The sequence below is a fragment of the Marinobacterium stanieri genome (assembly GCF_900155945.1).
In the GTDB taxonomy this organism is placed as follows: Bacteria; Pseudomonadota; Gammaproteobacteria; order Pseudomonadales; family Balneatricaceae; genus Marinobacterium; species Marinobacterium stanieri.
Map to the genome: position 1 here is coordinate 54,264 of NZ_FTMN01000003.1, position 13,423 is coordinate 67,686.

Annotated in this window: 13 protein-coding genes; 7 read left to right on the forward strand and 6 right to left on the reverse strand. The window is 55.6% G+C overall.

Annotated features, from left to right (window positions below; translation table 11 throughout):
• Positions 1 to 77: 77 nt before the first annotated feature.
• On the reverse strand, positions 78 to 2,333 hold the full coding sequence (locus tag BW956_RS07795) for a TonB-dependent receptor (protein WP_076462197.1): 2,256 nt from the start codon (positions 2,331 to 2,333) through the stop codon (positions 78 to 80).
• Positions 2,334 to 2,582: 249 nt separating this feature from the next.
• On the opposite strand from BW956_RS07795, the gene BW956_RS07800 reads away from it, so the two are divergent.
• The 3 genes from BW956_RS07800 to BW956_RS07810 are packed head-to-tail and all read left to right on the forward strand — an operon-like array spanning position 2,583 to position 5,183.
• Positions 2,583 to 3,059 (forward strand): MarR family winged helix-turn-helix transcriptional regulator, encoded by a 477-nt coding sequence (locus tag BW956_RS07800; RefSeq protein ID WP_076462199.1) that lies wholly within the window; start codon positions 2,583 to 2,585, stop codon positions 3,057 to 3,059.
• Entirely contained in the window at positions 3,059 to 4,117 is a 1,059-nt protein-coding gene (locus BW956_RS07805) for an HlyD family secretion protein (protein WP_076462201.1), read from the forward strand. The genes BW956_RS07800 and BW956_RS07805 overlap by 1 nt, the downstream gene beginning before the upstream one ends.
• A gap of 10 nt (positions 4,118 to 4,127) precedes the next feature.
• A complete protein-coding gene (locus BW956_RS07810) occupies positions 4,128 to 5,183 on the forward strand; it encodes a DUF2955 domain-containing protein (RefSeq protein ID WP_083702978.1) in 1,056 nt (351 codons plus the stop codon).
• An 11-nt stretch (positions 5,184 to 5,194) separates the two neighbouring features.
• Here the strand turns inward: BW956_RS07810 and BW956_RS07815 are convergent, their stop codons facing one another.
• The 3 genes from BW956_RS07815 to BW956_RS07825 form a co-directional block, all read right to left on the reverse strand.
• Complete coding sequence (locus BW956_RS07815) at positions 5,195 to 6,496, reverse strand: DEAD/DEAH box helicase (RefSeq protein WP_076462205.1); 1,302 nt, start codon at positions 6,494 to 6,496, stop codon at positions 5,195 to 5,197.
• A 133-nt stretch (positions 6,497 to 6,629) separates the two neighbouring features.
• Complete coding sequence (locus BW956_RS07820) at positions 6,630 to 7,448, reverse strand: AraC family transcriptional regulator (RefSeq protein WP_076462207.1); 819 nt, start codon at positions 7,446 to 7,448, stop codon at positions 6,630 to 6,632.
• A 13-nt stretch (positions 7,449 to 7,461) separates the two neighbouring features.
• Positions 7,462 to 8,061, reverse strand: coding sequence for a LysE family translocator (locus BW956_RS07825; RefSeq protein ID WP_076462209.1), 600 nt, complete (start codon positions 8,059 to 8,061; stop codon positions 7,462 to 7,464).
• Positions 8,062 to 8,148: 87 nt separating this feature from the next.
• On the opposite strand from BW956_RS07825, the gene BW956_RS07830 reads away from it, so the two are divergent.
• Both BW956_RS07830 and BW956_RS07835 read left to right on the forward strand, forming a co-directional pair.
• Positions 8,149 to 8,577, forward strand: coding sequence for a VOC family protein (locus BW956_RS07830; RefSeq protein WP_217695110.1), 429 nt, complete (start codon positions 8,149 to 8,151; stop codon positions 8,575 to 8,577).
• Between the two features lie 210 nt (positions 8,578 to 8,787).
• Positions 8,788 to 9,879, forward strand: a complete 1,092-nt coding sequence (locus tag BW956_RS07835; RefSeq protein WP_076462211.1) for a GGDEF domain-containing protein — start codon at positions 8,788 to 8,790, stop codon at positions 9,877 to 9,879.
• Here BW956_RS07835 and mnmH read toward each other — a convergent pair.
• Both mnmH and selD read right to left on the reverse strand, forming a co-directional pair.
• Entirely contained in the window at positions 9,876 to 10,967 is a 1,092-nt protein-coding gene (mnmH, locus tag BW956_RS07840) for a tRNA 2-selenouridine(34) synthase MnmH (RefSeq protein WP_076462213.1), read from the reverse strand. The genes BW956_RS07835 and mnmH overlap by 4 nt on opposite strands.
• The gene (gene selD / locus BW956_RS07845; protein ID WP_076462215.1) at positions 10,967 to 12,001 is read right to left on the reverse strand and encodes a selenide, water dikinase SelD; all 1,035 of its coding nucleotides are present in this window, start codon (positions 11,999 to 12,001) and stop codon (positions 10,967 to 10,969) included. The genes mnmH and selD overlap by 1 nt, the downstream gene beginning before the upstream one ends.
• Before the next feature lie 395 nt (positions 12,002 to 12,396).
• Between selD and BW956_RS07850 the strand changes: the two genes are divergently transcribed.
• Together BW956_RS07850 and BW956_RS07855 are read left to right on the forward strand one after the other, a co-directional pair.
• Positions 12,397 to 12,816 carry a PACE efflux transporter gene (locus BW956_RS07850; protein WP_010323132.1) on the forward strand — a complete coding sequence of 140 codons (420 nt, stop codon included), beginning with the start codon at positions 12,397 to 12,399 and terminating at the stop codon, positions 12,814 to 12,816.
• Between the two features lie 22 nt (positions 12,817 to 12,838).
• Positions 12,839 to 13,423 (forward strand): TetR/AcrR family transcriptional regulator, encoded by a 585-nt coding sequence (locus tag BW956_RS07855; protein WP_083702979.1) that lies wholly within the window; start codon positions 12,839 to 12,841, stop codon positions 13,421 to 13,423.

Sequence of the window (13,423 nt, forward strand, 5' to 3'; positions counted from 1 at the left end):
GCCAGCCGTGTGAATGTATTGGCGCTCATTAGAGCCGAACGGCACCCGATTTATCGGACGCCGAACAGCTGCGATAATCAAAACATGACTTTGATGCCCACATAGGCGGAGCGACCCATGCCGGGTACGGCAATGCCCCAGGGAATACCGGTCATGGACATGGTGCGACCCTGACCCGTGTAGGCACCACCGGTCGGCAGGGCATAGGCGCGGTCGAACAGGTTCTCGATGCCCAGGTCCAAACGCACCTGATCCCAGCTATGGCTGGCACGCAGGTTGATCAAACTGTACCCGGAGGTGCTGATCTCATTGCGTATGTCTGATACCTCGTCCTTCTCATCAACCACAATCCATTCGATGGCATTGTCCCAGCCGGCTTTCTGGTGCGTCAGCGTGAAGCGGCCATTCAATGGCATGATGTTGTAGAGGTCATCGCCGGTTTTACGGTTTTCACCGTCGGTATAGTTGATCACGCCCTTGAAACCCCAGGTACCCAGTCTATTGCTGGCCAACGGCAACTGCATGGAGAGGTCGACACCGTAAAGACGTGCTGACTGGTTGTCATACTGCAGCACGTTGAACTGATCTTCTGCCCAGCCGGCACGCTGAACAGCATCGATGTAGTCGTCGACATGGGTGTAGAACGGGGTCGCGGTAACAACCCAGCTGCGGTCACTGGCATGCCAGTCGAAGGTGGCAGATGCAGTGTAAGCGGTTTCCGGGTTGAGGTTCACATCACCCACATAGCCGTTACCGTCGCCAACAAAGTTGTTCATGGTGGCGGCCATCGGCCAGGTCGACCAGGTGTAGCGCTCGTACAGATTGGGTGAGCGCACCTTGCGGGCAAGGCCCAGTTCAATGTCCAGGGTGTTGCTGTACTGGTAACGCGCCAATGCGGTCAGGTCCACATTGTGGTCAGTCTGGCTGTGGTCTTGCTCATTAAAGGCCATGGAATCCATGTATTGCATGCCAGCAGCGGTCATGGCGGTGTTGTAGCCGTGTACGTCATCAGCATCCGTGCTGACGCGCTCGTATCGTACGCCTACCAGTGTCAGCCACTGATCACTTTGCTGAGTTTCAAGTTCAGCGTACAGCGCATTACGATCACGCTGGCCATTGTTGATGTTCTGGAAGGTGCCTGGCCCCATACCGCCGCCGGAAGCGGTCCAGTAATCATCCAGACGGAAGCGCTGGAACTCGGTACCCACACGGAGCAGGTTGGTAGCGTTGAGGTCGATATCGGCTTTCAGGCTTAGCCCGGTGTTTTTACTTTCCGAATACATCGGCATGCCGCCTGCGCAGGTGCCGGCAGGGTCACCATGGAAACTGATCGGGCTGCACGGGTTGCCGGGGCCTGAAAGCGAGCCATACCAGAAACGCTTGTCGTCACCGAAATCCATGAAGTGATCGACCTGCTCATGATAGGCACGTGTTTCGATGACACCCCAGTTCATGCGACGGGTCCAGGCCAGATTAATCAGCTTCTGCTCGTTTTCAAGCAGATCCATGCGCTGGTTCGGGTACAGCTGTTCGGGCATATCCTGGTAGCTGAACCGGGTTTCAAACAGATTATCACCGGCCTTGAGAGCCAGGTTCAGATTGTGATTTTGGGTGTCATAAGCGGTGGAGCCAACTTCATCCAGTGGCAAATCATGACCGGGACGGCCGGTATCGGTAAAAGCCTTGAAGTCGTCACCGGCCGTATAGTTGTCGGCCTGACTCCAGGAGCCGCTGTAGTTGATGCTCAGGCTCTCGGTCGCATGCGTTGCGGATAGATTGCCGCCGATTGCATCGTTGTTGCTGCGGTAAAAGGCACCGACTTCGCCCTTGATAAGGTTGGCTTCACCGGTGCGTGCAAATTCGGGCTCAGGCCTGTCGGCAACGATAGTGCCGCCGATGCTGTCACCACCCAGGCTGACCGGTGTGATCCCTGCGAACACCTTGAGCTGGCCGATGTTGCTGGGGTCAACATAGGACAGGGGCGGGTTCATATGGTTGGGACAGGCGGCAATCAGATCCATTCCATCCACCTTTACGCGCAGGCGGTCATCCGCCAGGCCGTGAATGGACGGCTGACTGGACACGCCGCCAGCTCCGTAGAGGCTGACGCCGGGAACGTCACGCAGCAGGCTGGCGCTGTCGCTGGTTGCGGCGCGCAGCTGCTCCAGGGCCGAAGGCTCCACCTGTACGGCATTATCGCGGGGCGTTTGTTGAAGTGTGCCTTCAACCACAATGGGATCCTGAGCATTGGCCGATTGGGCCAGTGTGATACAGGCAATGGCAAGGGAAAGCCGTCCATAGGGGACATTGGGCTGGGTGTAATTCAGGCTCATCCTGACTCCTGGCATGTTGAACGAGGTTATCTACCTCTGCCCATGAGAAGGGGCCCAAATGGGCAGAGTGTGTACGAATGGAGCCGGATTTTAGGCAATGCCTTTGCACTTGGGATGAGACACAGTGTCGCAGTGTGACAAAGGGTCGCAGTTTCGAGTGCTCAATTGACTTCAGGCTCATTTACTTAGCTTGCTAACTAAAAATGAATTGATATAATGCTTAGCAAGCTAAGTATTTTGGAGTCAGTCATGTCAAATCAATCAACCTCGCTGCACACAACCATCGAGCCGTCTCTGGGGGCGGTATTGGGGCGTGTACACAGGCAGTGGCGAAGTGCGGTGAACCAGGCCGTTGCACCGCTGGGCATGACTGAATCGCGCTGGACGGCATTGATGCTGCTTAAGAAAATCGGGGAAGGCTGTACCCAGCAAACCCTGGCATCCAAGCTATCGATTGAGATGTCATCCCTGAGTCGAACCCTGAATCAGTTACAGCAACAAGGGTTAGTCGAGCGCCGTACCGACCCTGAAGACAAGCGCGTGCACTGCCTCTGGTTGACGCCAGAAGGGGCCGAGATGGTTGAAGCACTGGCGGTCAGAATTGGCACTATTCGCGATGAAATTTATGCCGGAATCAGCGAAGCGGAGCTGGATGCGTTCGCCAGTGTTCTGGTCAAGATGGAAGCCAATGCCGTGGCCTGTGCCACCCACCAGGAGAAGCGCTGATGACACCTGATCAAAGTTTTGCCCGGTGGGTTCGGGTTTCCCTGATCGCCTTTGCCGTGACGTTTGTGTACTACCTGCTGGCTGATCTTTGGATGCCCATGACCCCACAGTCACGTGTGTTGCACCCTGTAACAGCCATTGCGCCTCAGGTGAGCGGTATGGTGACAGACGTTCAGGTGCGTAATAACCAGCATGTTGAAGCCGGTGATCTGTTATTTGTGATTGATGATCAGCCATACCGCCTTGCGGTCGAGCAGGCTAGGCTGGCGCTGCAGGATGCACGTCAGATCAATAACCAGCTTGACGCTGCCATTGTTGCAGCCAAGGCCAACGTGAGCGCTGCCAGGGCGGACGCACAGGAGGCGGCGCGTGAAGCAAAACGCCTGAAATTTCTGAGTGAACGTCAAAGTGTGTCCATCCAGCAGTATGACCAGGCAAAAGCACGTCATCAGTCCGCAGCTGCACAGGTGGCGGCTGCGCAAGCCGAAGTGTTGAAGCTGGAGGCAGAGCGTGGCGCAGCAGGCGATCAGAATGTGCGTGAAGCACAGGCCGCCAATGCCCTGGCACAGGCTGAGTTGAATCTTGCCTACACACAGGTTCGTGCCCGATCAGCCGGCTTTGTATCCAACCTTCAGGTTCGTGTCGGTACCTACGCCAGTGCTGGAAAAGAGCTGGCGGCGCTGGTGGTTGATGAAATGGATATCGTGGCCGACTTCCGCGAAAAGTCCCTCAATATGATGGAGCAGGGCGGGCGCGCAGAAATCGTGTTTGATGCCTACCCTGGGCGGGTGTTCTCAGGCGTCGTCACCGAGCGTGACGCCGGTACCCTGGCCGGGCAAATCGTTGCGGATGGCCGTCTTGCTGCACCTGAAGCGACTGATCGCTGGGTGCGCGATGCCCAACGTCAGCGAGTACATCTGGAGCTTACCGAGGAGCAGGCTCCGGCCCTGCCCACAGGCTCCCGGGCGACAGTACAGCTGTTTCCTGTCGGCGGTGTGGCCAGCTGGCTGGGGCAGCTGCAGATTCGCATTGTCAGCCTGATGCACTACATCTACTGAGGCGAGTGCAATGTCTCGATTTCTGCCAATGGTGGTCGTGCGGAAGCCTGAAATGTCGCCTAATGATCTGCGCCAGTGTTTGCGCGCGGCACTGGGCGGGACCCTCGGGTTTCTTGTCTGCAAAATGATGGGGTGGAGTTACGGCGCCTTTTTTACGGTATCGCCCATTTTGCTGCTGGGAATGGTGCCGGTGTTCAACGCCCATATTGTGCGTCAGTACCTGGCCAGTACTCTGTTAGTGGTCGGGTGTGTCATGGTTCTTCAGGGCATGCTGGGTGACAAGCCGATTCCCATGACGCTAGTTGTCATCGCGCTGTTTGCCGGCCTGTTCCGGGCCATGAGCGGTGGCGTGAACTTGCTCTTCGGTGCCATGGGCGTGGTCAACCTGTCCATGCTGCTACATTTTGCCAGCTATCCTCAGGCACATGTGAGTGACCTCATGGGCGCTTTTGTGATGGCTGTCGTCACCACACTGCTAATCTGTGCGCTCATGCACCAGCTGCTGCCGGACCCTGAGCCGCGCCAGCCTCGTCAGATGCCGGTTAAGCCGGCCAGCAACGTGCGTCACGAAGTGATTCTGGCCACAACAGTCGCAACCCTGTCCTTTCTGGTGTTTCAAGTACTGGATTTGCAGGATTCACTTTCAGCGCAAATTTCCAGCATTCTGGTGGTCTTTCCGCTTAGCTGGAAAGGGGCCGGGCCTGCAGGCTGGAATCGTGCACTGGGCACATTACTGGGGTGTGCGGTCGGACTGCTGGTGCAGTTTGTATTGATGAACCATTTTGATATTTTGCTGCTGGTCGCATTTGGCCTGTGGATCAGCCTGCTGCTGTTTGCGCGTTGTCACATGCTGGAAGGGGGATTGCCGGGGGTAGGGTTTGCTGGGCTGACGACCATGGCGATTCTGTTTGGTCAGTACCTTACGCCGGCGCAGGATCTGTTTTTCAATGATCTGCACCGAATCACATCGTTGTCTGTCGCCGTCATGCTGTCGCTGATGGTGATCTTTCTAATGGACCGACTGCTAAACCGTTTTGAGTCCACACGGTTGCAGCCGGTCTCTTAGTACGTCGCTGATCAGCGCTGCTTGGGGCTGCCTGTACGGGGCTTGGCGCCCTGGCTGCGCGGTTTATGGCCGCGATGCACATCACCTGAGCGTACGCCATCGCGATGCTGAGGCTTGGGTTTCTTGGGGCGGTTGCGACGACGTCCCTTGGGTTTGTCCAGGCTGGATTCGGGCAGCTCGTGTACCGGTTCAAAACCATCAATCATCTCACGCGGAATGATTTTACTGGTCAGACGTTCAATAGCACGCAGCTGATCAATTTCATCTGCACTCACCAGGGAGACGGCCTGGCCATCTGCGCCGGCACGGCCAGTACGACCAATACGGTGAACGTAGTCTTCTGCCACGTTGGGCAGGTCAAAGTTCACAACCTGGGGCAAGAGATCGATATCCAGGCCTCGGGCTGCAATATCGGTTGCCACCAGTACCTGAATATCCTTGGTCTTGAATGCATTCAGGGCCTTGGTGCGGGCACCCTGGCTTTTGTTGCCGTGAATGGCTGCTGCCTTGATATTGGCCTTTTCCAACTGGGTGGCCAAACGGTTTGCGCCATGCTTGGTACGGGTGAAGACCAGCACCTGATACCAGCTGTTATCCTTGATCAGCTTGATCAACAGCGGGCTTTTACGCTTCTTGTCGACCGGGGCGATCCACTGCTTGACGGTTTCCGCCGTAGAGTTGCGCGGTGTTACCGATACTTCAACCGGATCGTTTACCAGGCCCTTGGCCAGCTCACGGATATCCTTTGAGAAAGTGGCGGAGAACAGCAGGTTCTGGCGCTTACTCGGCAGCAGTCTGAGGATGCGCTTGATGTCATGGATGAAACCCATGTCCAGCATACGATCTGCCTCGTCCAGAACCAGCGCTTCCAGGTTATCAAAACGCACGGCGTTCTGACTGTAGAGGTCAAGCAGCCGGCCAGGGGTCGCGATCAGAATATCGGCACCCTTGCGCAGGGCCATCATCTGCGGGTTGATTTTAACGCCACCAAAGACCACGGCTGACTTCAGCTGCAGGTGCTTACCGTAGGTGGCGACGCTGTCGGCAACCTGTGCTGCCAGTTCGCGGGTCGGTGTCAGAATCAGCACGCGGGCCTGGTTGGCCTTGGCGCGTTCACCTTTGCACAGACGTTCCAGAAGCGGAAGCGTGAAGCCCGCAGTTTTACCGGTGCCGGTCTGTGCGGCGGCCATGACGTCACGTCCCTCAAGTACAGCCGGGATTGCCTGCTGCTGAATAGGGGAAGGGGTATCGTAGCCCTGATCGGAAATGGCTTTCAAAATAGCATCGGACAGGCCGAGACTGGCAAAACTCATGCGTGACTCACTGATTAGGTCTGGTGGCAACCGGAGGGAGCAAGAACTCTGGGAACAGGTTCTGATGCCTCGGGGTTGAGGAGGTCGGGCAGCTTACCCTAAACCTCGCACGCTGGCCATATGCGCGCCCTGATCAGGCCTGGAAAAAGGCGCGATAGCGGCCGGGTGTGAGGGCTGTACGCTGGCGGAAGTGGCGCTGAAAGTGGGCCTGATCCGCAAAGCCCAGTTGCTGTGCCACATCGATGAGCGGGAACTGCTGGTCACGCAGTAGTCGGCGTGCCTGCTTGATACGGTGGTCCAGTTGGAAGGCGTGAGGTGCCATGCCATGAACCTGTTTGAAACGGCGGATCAATTGATAGCGGTTAAGACCACTGACCTGGCACAGATGCTCAAGGGGCAGAGGATCAGCAAGGTGGTCCATAATCAGCTCGGTCACACGGCGTATTTCCGGTGCGCGTTGAGCGGTCAATCTAGGGTTGTCTGCATTGGTTACCTGGAAAAGGGGCTGCAGAAATTCGATCAGCTCTGATTCAGCGGCCAGCGGGTCATTATCCAGCGACAGCGTTTGATACAGCGCCGAAAAGCGATTGTAGAAACCGGGATCTGATTGATAGTGGGCTTCAAATGCACGGTAATCAGTTTGTCCACCCAGACATTCCTGCTGTAGTTCACCAATCCACTGTGTGTCCACGAACAGCATCCGGTAGGACCAAAGTCCTTCATCCGGGTTGCAGGAATGGACATCAGCAGGGTTGATGGTGACCAGGGTGCCGCTGGCGACACGGTGCTGGGCTCCGCCGTTGCGGTAGTCCGCAGCCCCCTGGTCGATGACGCCAAACGAAAATTCATCATGTGAATGCGCCTGATAGCAGGCGCATGACTGGCTGGCCAGCCGCATTTCGACAAAAGGCAGCGCGGCACAGCGTTCAAGTTTCAGAGTTTCGTCTTTCATTGGCAGTGGGGGCTTAAATGAACAGGGTCGTTACCGTTAATGCCAGCATAGCACCCAGAGTGCGATTGAAGAACCGCAGGCGTTTGGGTGTGTTCAGCCAGCGGCTGATCAATTGGCCACAGACGGCCCAGCAACCCACGCACACAAAGCAGGCTACAAATGACAGGCCTACAAACAGGCTGAGATAGAGGTTTGCTTCCGCCTGGCTGGCAACGAAGAGGGCGACGCCTGACATGGCAACAAGCCAGGCCTTGGGATTTAACAGCTGAGCCAAAGCGCCCTGAGCAAGGCTTGGCGGGCTGCTCAAGCCTGTGCTCCCCGTATCAGTCTCGGCGGCTGCCGTGGCGATTTTGAAGGCCATGTAGAGCAGGAAGGCAGCACCGGCATACTGCAGGATATGGGTGAACTGAGGTAATACCTGGTTCAGGCTGTTTAACCCCAGCCCACTTACTAACACGACTAGTACATAGCCAAGGGTTGCGCCGGATACATGCGGTAAGGTTTTACGCCAGCCAAAGTTAGCACCGGAACTGGTCGCAATGATGTTGACGGGGCCTGGGGTAATCGCACCAATTAAGGCAAAACTGAGCATGGAAAGGGCTGAAGTCAGCATGGGGTCACCTCCAATTTTTATTTGGTGCTAGCCTAATAGCGAACCAACGGCGTCTATAGAACAAAATTGCAAACAGGGATGAATAAGATGAAACAGGTGATGCAGCAGCGATTGAGTGTAGTGACACTGGGGGTGAGCGATTTGAACCGGGCCCGTGAATTTTACGAGGCGATGGGCTGGCAGGTCGGCGCGTCTGAAGGCGAGATTGTTTTCTTCCAGCTCAATGGCCTGATACTGGCGCTTTACCCGCATGACGCCTTGGCAGAGGATGCTCAGGTTCCAGTGGCGCCTGCTGCCGGTGCTCGCATGACTCTGGCGCAAAATGTTGAGAGCCCGCAGCAAGTTGATGACGTGCTGGCGCTTGCCGAGCAAGCTGGTGGACATATCACCAAGCCGGGTCAGAAGGTGTTCTGGGGTGGTTATTCCGGCTACTTTTCAGACCCGGACGGGCACCTGTGGGAGATTGCACATAACCCGTTCTGGTTGATTGATGACCAAGGTAATGTGCATCTCTAAACCGGGCTGACGGTGGTAATCGCGGTAAAAAGAGTCTATACGTTTCTTAAAAGAGACGTTTTCTTTGTTTTTTTTTGGGGCTCTTGTCATGTCTCTGGCCCAGAAATGAAATTAAGCCTATGATCATTACTGCGATTACTTGCTGATTGCGGGCATCAACTTTGGCATGTACGCCTTGGCAGGCATTTCCTCTCTGCATGGAGTAGCGGAATGAAACGGACGGATCAGACACTGCTGGAACAGATGCGCATCACCGAACTTGAGATCGAGAACCGCAAGGCGCTGTTCATGATCGAGAACGATGATGTTGAAGTCCTGACACGTGTAAAGCCTCTAATCGAGCGAGAAGTCGAGTCTTTGGTGCGTGAGTTCTATGAATTGCAAACCAGTGTGCCTGAAATTGCGCTTTTGATCGGTGATGCCGATACGCTGGGGCGGCTGCGTTCCGCTCAGCGGAAATATGTCATTGACCTGTTTAGCGGCTTCTACGATATCGAATACGTCAATAATCGTCTGCGCATCGGTATGGTGCATAAGCGTATCGGTGTCGAACCCAAACTCTACCTTGCCGCTATCCAGCAGTTGCAGACTCTTTTGGGTCATCTCCTCAGGCGAATCATTCCGGACCCCAAGGAATGTCGCAGGGTAATTCGAGCGGCTGAAAAGCTGTTTATGTTCGATATTTCGCTGGTGTTTGATACCTATATCCGCAGCTTGATTTCCGAGATCGAAACATCGCGCGAGAAATCAGAACGCTACGCCGTCGAGTTGGAGTACAAGGTTCAGGAACGTACCGAGCAGCTGGAGATCATGTCCCGTACAGATCCGCTCACGGGGCTGTTGAATGTGCGTTTTCTCACCGAGATGCTGACGCAGTCATTGCGTGCGGCGCAGCGGCGGCTGGAGCCTCTGACGCTGGTGTACATGGATATCAATGATTTCAAGGAAGTGAATGATACCCAGGGGCATCAACGGGGTGATGAAATCCTGTGTACTGTGGCGGACAGCATCAAAAACCTGTCACGGCTGGAAGATCAGGCCTTCCGTTATGGCGGGGATGAGTTTTGCATCATCTTGCCCAAGTGTAATGAGCAGCAGGCCATTCAGTTGTTCGATGAACGGCTGCATGCCCACATTCGTGAGCAGGAACCGGATCTGACCATCAGTCTGGGGTTTGTGCAGACCGGTCCCGATGAGTACCTCACGGCTGATGAGCTGATCCATCTGGCAGATCAGCGCATGTATCAGGATAAGGAGCGCTTGAAAGGGGAGAGCGATGGCATCCCTGTTCAAGCCGATTAATCCTCTGTTTGCAAGAACTCCAGCACCTCTTTGCGGTTTCCGCGAAAGATTATGCGCTTTGATTGTTTCTCGCTCTGGTAGGCATACATGGGGTCGTAATATTCCCTCAGCAGGCTGTTAATCCAGTCCTCGTGCGGGCGGGTATCGCCATTTATTGACTGCTGATACAGGGCATTTTCCATCGACTCGGCAAGCCGGCGATAGCGCTCCTGCCCCAGTCGTTTGGTCAGCTTGGCAAGGCTTTCACGCAAGCGCGCGGCAAAGGCTTGAAAACCTGTTTCTGCTCCTTGGGCATCTTGAAACTCGGCAGCCAGCTTAACCACATACTCCTGGCGAATGCGTTCGATACGCTGTTCCAGCGACTCATCCAGCCAGACAAGCGGCGAATCGATAAACCGGCGGTGTAGATCCAGAGGCACATGACAGCTGCCGATGGCGCGATTTTCATCCTCAACTACAAAATGCTCTACACCCGCAGCGCGTTTGCGAAGCACATCAACCGCCAGGGTGTTTTCAAAATTAATCTGGCTGGGCTGGGGAGTGGCGTGCCGCCCAAAGCTTGAGCCCCTATGATGAGCGCAGCCTTCCAGGTCCAGTGAGTGTTCCAGCTGTTGCAGCAGCTCGGTCTTGCCACAGCCGGTCATGCCACCCAGTTGAATAAAGCGACATTGTTCGGCGGCGCTATCGAGAGTATCGATCAGAAAACCGCGCATTGCCTTGTAGCCGCCGGTGACCAGTGGGTAGTCAACACCGGCTTCACGCAGCCATTGTTGGCTGATGTTGGAGCGCGTGCCGCCGCGAAAACAATAGAGATAGCCCTCTGGGTGGGCATTGGCGAACTCGACCCAGGCCTGTACACGTGCCGCTTTGATCTCGTCAGCCACCAAACGGTGGCCCAGACGAACGGCAGCTTCCTGACCGTGCTGTTTGTAGCAGATACCGACGCGGTGGCGCTCATCGTCATTCATCAATGGGCGATTGTCGCTGCCCGGGAATGCGCCCTTGGCAAACTCCACCGGCGCACGAACATCCAGCAGGGGAGCGCCGCTTAGGAAAATCTTACGGTAATCATCCGTGCACAAGCGCATTACACAACCTCAACCGCATGCTCGGTTGCCGGCACCATTTCGGCAATAGGGTGCAATTGAAGCTTGAGGGCCTGAGCGGCTTCATTAAAGGCCGCCTGACCTTCAGGTGTTACGGCCACAAGTAAACCGCCGCTGGTTTGAGGGTCGCATAACAGGTGCTTTTGATCCTCGGTCAGTTGGGTGACCCGATGGCCATAGCTGTCAAAATTGCGGCCAGTGCCGCCAGGAATACAGCCTTCGTCCAGATAGTGCTGGATATGGTCGATGTGCGGGACCGTGTCCATGTCCAGCCTCGCAGTCAGTCCGCTGCCGTCGGCCATTTCGACCAGGTGACCCAAGAGGCCAAAGCCGGTTACGTCGGTCATGGCACATACGCCTTCTAACGTTGCGAAATGTTGTCCGGCCTGATTTAGAGTGCACATAAGGTCGCGTGCCACCCCCTGGTCCTGCTGACGAAGCTTGCCCTGTTTTTCCGCGGTAGTCAGTACGCCGATACCCAGGGGCTTGGTGAGATACAGCCGGTTGCTCACCCGGGCAGTATCGTTGCGCTTCAGGTGATTTTTATCGACACGACCAGTAACGGCCAGGCCGAAAATGGGTTCAGGTGCATCAATGGAATGTCCGCCGGCCAGAGGCATGCCAGCAGCATCACAGACGGCACGTGCACCCTTGATGACCTCACGTGCTACTTCGGCCGGCAGCAGGTTGACCGGCCAGCCAAGAATGGCGATAGCCATCATCGGTGTGCCGCCCATGGCGTAAATATCGCTGATGGCATTGGTCGCTGCGATACGACCGAAATCATAGGGATCATCCACAATCGGCATGAAGAAATCAGTGGTCGAAACGATGCCGGTATCTTCATCAAATGCATAAACGGCAGCATCGTCCCGAGACGCGTTGCCGACCCACAAATTGGGATCCAGCGCCTGGGAGCCACTGCCTGACAGGATTGTATCCAGCACCGCAGGCGAAATTTTGCAGCCGCAGCCGGCGCCATGGCTGTATTGAGTAAGGCGAATGGAATCAGACATGGCATCCTCTCCTGAGTAATCGATATTGGACCCTAATACCCGCTGGGCCGGGCTAAGCTAGCCGGCCTCGCAGACACAGTCAACTTAAGCTTGGCAGTGATTATAGAGAAGGCAAAATCTGGTGGAAGCGGGTCTTGAAATGGGTGTTTCGGATATATTGACAATTAAGTTACCAATGGTAACTTATGCTTCTGAGTTTTGAATCCACCACTGGAGCCAATGATGTCAAACTTGAGCAGGGCAGAAATAATGACCTGTTTCCGTGCAATACGTCACGGAGCCGAGTTTGTGCCTGACCTGTTCCAGTTGAGAGCCTCAACTTGCACACATTGCCCGCCACGACGATGACATTTCACTGATTCATTCCTGATGTCATTTTCATGCGGAGTACTTCCATGCAAGGTTTCAAGCGCAAGGCCACCTACGTGGTGTTTTACGAGTTTCTATCGCTACTGTTGATCAGTACGGCGTTCTACTTTTATTCGGACAAGGATGCAGCCCACTCGGGCATGTTGGGTGTGATCACGGTGGTGGTCGCAATCATCTGGAATCTGGCGTACAACTCGCTGTTCGAATGGTGGGAATCGCGCCAGTCGGTGCGTGGCCGCAGCCTGGCGCGTCGTGTTTCGCATGCGGTAGGGTTTGAACTGGGGCTGGTCGCTATAACACTGCCACTGTTCGCCTGGTGGCTTGAGCTAAGCCTGCTGGATGCCTTTGTGCTCGATGCCGGCTTGACCCTGTTCTTCATGTTCTTCACCTTTGCCTATAGCTGGTGTTTTGACCGGATTTTCGGCCTGCCACTGGCGGCGCAATAAGTTACACAGGAATTGATCTCCCATGCCTCGAACACGCATGAGCAAGGCCGACAGACGTGAGCAATTGCTTGAGATCGCGGCTGATATCGTGCGTGAGGACGGGGCGGAGCAGCTGACATTGCTGACACTGGCAGAGCGTGCCGGTGTCAGCAAACCCATCACCTATAATCATTTCGGTGATCGTCAGGGGCTGCTGTTGCAGTTGTACCAGGGGTATGACGAGCGGTTGGTGCAGGATGTGCGTACCCTGGTACCGGGGGCGGATTGCAGCCTGAAGGGATTGGCGCACAGGCTGGCCGTTGCCTATTTCAAATGCACGGTGCGTAATGGTGCGGTGTACGATGACGTCGTCGCAGCCTTGTGCACCTTTCCTGAGCACCGTGACTTGCGCACGCGTATCTGCCAGTTCTTTGTTGCTTTCTATCGTGACCTTTTTGCACCGGCAGTCGTGCTGAGCCTTGAGCAGGACTCAGCGGTCTTGATCGCGATCTATGGCGCCAGTGATGAGCTGGCGCGAGCGTTGACTGCCGGTCTTGTTGGCGAGGATCAGGCCGTGGATACCCTGACGGAGTTGATCGTCAGGCTATTGAGTCCCACTTCGGTGTAG